Source organism: Hyalangium sp., from assembly GCF_045802625.1.
Classification (GTDB): domain Bacteria; phylum Myxococcota; class Myxococcia; order Myxococcales; family Myxococcaceae; genus Hyalangium.
In genome coordinates this window covers 1-2,447 of sequence record NZ_JBJMQP010000046.1, presented here as the reverse complement: position 1 = coordinate 2,447, position 2,447 = coordinate 1, and the positions used below count along the sequence as shown (strand labels likewise).

Genomic DNA, 2,447 nt, shown 5'->3' with positions numbered 1-2,447 from the left:
TCAAGCGCGAGATGCGCAAGAGCCGCAGTCGTCCGCCAGGCCACCACGCCGGGACTCCATACGCAGAACTCGTCCTCGAGCCGCTTTCCGGCGTGGATCGCGTCGACGAGCGCTTCGTCAGGCCGCATCTGCGCCAGTCGGAGTTGTGCGCGAGCATCGAGCAGCTGGGCGTGGTCCAGGCTGTCCTGGACCTCTGGCTCGTTCGTGATGGCCAGGATCCTCTCCGCCTCATCGAGGCGTCCCGCTTGGATGCAGCATTGGGCACAGACAGCCGATGCCAGCCCCACAAAGGTGCGCCAACCATCACGGCGGGCATCGAGAGCGGCTTGAGCGTCAGCGGCAGCCTCCACTATCCGGGCCTGGTCATAGCGCGGCCGCGCGCGGCATGCGCTCGCGGTGGCAAATGCGAAGGGAGAATCATGCCGTCGTGCATCCGCCATCGCGGCATCGCAGAGCGCGACAGCCTGCTCGAGTTCGTCGACGACGGTGAAGGCGCGGGCAAGAAGAGGCCAGGCCAAGCCGTCCGCGGTCTCCGCTCGCAGGAGCGCTCCGTCTTTCCATGCGAGCTTCCCCAGGCGCGCTACGGCCTCCCGGGGCTCGCCCTTCAACGCGTCCATAGCCGCCGCGTGGGCGAGCGCCACCTGCTGGCCGGTAGTCGGCTCACCCTCTGCCTGTTCGAGCATCTCCTCACGACGTCGTCGAGCCTCGGCTAGGAGTTCAGGGACAAGTGATGCGGCGGAGACGTATGCCGCCTCGAGCTCGTCGGCCAGCGCCGCGCCCGTGTGCTTCACCTCGTCGTGCCCGAGGTCGAAGACCGCCGCCGCCTCGCCATGCCTCCCTTGGACGTAAAGGGCTCGGCCCTGGGTGAGCGCCAGCTCCGCTCGTCGCGTCGGATCCTCACTCGCCGCACGTGCCTGGCCGAGGCGGTCAACCGCCCGAGCCGATCCGGTCAGCGCCTCGGCCTGTCCCAGCTCGGCGAGGACTTCTGGACACGCCTGGTCCGGGGGTGGCTCGGCCAGCGCCCGCTGGAGCAGGCGGACAGCGGTGGCCGGAGCGCCGGAGGCGACAGCGTTGCGCGCCGCTGCCCTGAGGACCTCGACCGCTCCCGCGCTCGAACGCGGAGAAGTGGCCAAGATGTGGGCGGCTACTGCCTCTGGAAGAGCCCCCCCACCATCGAGGATCGCGGCAGCCCGACGATGTGCTTCTTCGCGGGCCAGCTTCGACATCGACTGCACGACCGAGGATCCAATGACAGTGTGCACGAATGACAGCGGGACTCCGTCCCGCAGCATGTGGCTCGCCGCGAGAATGTCGGCTGCGTCGGAGGCCGCTCGGATCTCGAGCCCGGCGAGTTCGGCAGCATGATGTAACCACGCGCCGTCCCCGAGGATGGCGACGGCACACGCGAGCTGCCGGACAGGTTCGGGCATCGCACCGAGACGGGCGATCACGGCGTTCAGAACTGAGCTTGGGGCGAGGTTGGCGAGCAGCTTCGCTGTAGCGTCGTCGGGCGCGTAGCCGTCGCACTTGACCTGCGCCAGGAGTTCAATGACAAGAAACGGGTTCCCGCTGGTGACGCGCGCACAGGCGGCGCAAAAATCCGGATCCGCGTCCGGAAACTCCTCCTGCACGAGCGCTTCGACGCCGGCCGGGCTCAACGCCCGCGGTTTCAGAGTTCTCCCCATAGCCGCTCCGCGCAGGACCCGAAGCACGCCTGGATCGCTGGTTGGCTCTCCCGAACGAGACGCGACGACGAGGACGATTGGCAAATCGCTGACTCTCTCGGCCAGATAGGCGAGAAACCGAAGCGACGGGGCATCCGCCCAGTGAATGTCATCCACCAGCATGGCCACCGGGGTCGTAGGCGATGCCGGCTGGGGAGGGTGAACCAGATTGGAGACCAGCCAGAAGAGGCCGTGAATGATCGGATACGCGTTGTCTCTGGGCGGTAGCTGCTCTCCGATCAGCCCTTCCAACAATCGGCGGGCGGCCTTCGCCGGACCTGCAAGGAGCCTCTCCCGGGTGTCGGTGCTTGAGCTGATCCATTTCGGCTCGAACAGCTGGATGGCCACCCCGAATGGAAACTCCTGCTCGAGGGCGGTTGCTTGCGCTCCCAAGACATGGAATCCGCACTGCCTGCCCAGATCACCGGCCGCGTTGAGCAGCCGCGACTTACCCTTACCGACTGGGCCCTCGATCACGACCACGTTGCCCACGCCGTCCCGAGCACATCGGAGGGCGTGCTCGATCGTGGCAAGCTCGTGCTCGCGTTCGATGAGCACCCCGCGGATGCCCTGCCCGCGTCCACGTCTTCGGGCTGCTACTCCTGCTGACTCCACAACGCTCCCGCTCCAACCGGCCGCATGGTTGGCGTGCGGATACGGCCTGACCACGCCAGTCTACCCGCGACGGGTGCTTGTCACACTTTATTGAGGTTTGCTGGAACC

General features: G+C 67.1%; 1 protein-coding gene. It reads right to left on the bottom strand.

Annotated elements, in window-relative coordinates; translation table 11 throughout:
• A partial coding sequence (locus ACJ8AT_RS08635; protein ID WP_407737165.1) for an ATP-binding protein occupies nt 1-2,282 on the bottom strand: 2,282 nt, incomplete at its 3' end.
• Nucleotides 2,283-2,447 lie beyond the last annotated feature (165 nt).